The 475-nt window shown below is 36.0% G+C and carries 1 protein-coding gene; it reads left to right on the top strand.

Annotation, left to right across the window (positions count from 1 at the left end; genetic code table 11):
* Positions 1-475 (top strand): RNA-guided endonuclease InsQ/TnpB family protein (locus tag LI162_RS15285; protein WP_226901513.1); only part of this gene is annotated, 475 nt, incomplete at both ends.

Here is a 475-nt window from a genome sequence, read left to right as displayed (position 1 = left end):
AGCCATAAAAGTAATGTTGATACCAAACAACGTACAGAAAACTAAGATGTTTCAGTACGCAGGAGCTTCAAGATTTGCTTATAACTGGGCTTTGGCCAGGGAAAAAGAAAACTACGAAAAGGGTGGCAAGTTCATTTCAGATTCAGAACTCAGAAAAGAATTTACAAAGCTTAGACATTCTGATGAATACGCATGGTTATTAAATATTTCAAATAATGTAACCAAACAGGCAATCAAAGATGCCTGTACTGCGTATAAGAACTTTTTCAAAGGTTTGCAAAAATTCCCAAGATTCAAGTCCAGAAAGAGATCAATGCCGAAGTTCTATCAGGACAACGTTAAGATACAATTCAGTAATACCCACGTTAAGCTTGAAGGTTTTTCTTCCAGCAGGAAAGCAAATAAGCAAAAAAAGAATTGGGTAAGACTTGCAGAACATGGACGTATTCCAACAGATGTTAAATATATGAATCCG

The sequence above is a fragment of the Mediterraneibacter sp. 210702-DFI.3.120 genome (genome assembly GCF_020561005.1).
GTDB lineage: Bacteria > Bacillota > Clostridia > Lachnospirales > Lachnospiraceae > Mediterraneibacter > Mediterraneibacter faecis.
The sequence above is the reverse complement of the archived record's forward strand: the minus strand, read 5'-3'. Positions and strand labels throughout refer to the sequence as shown.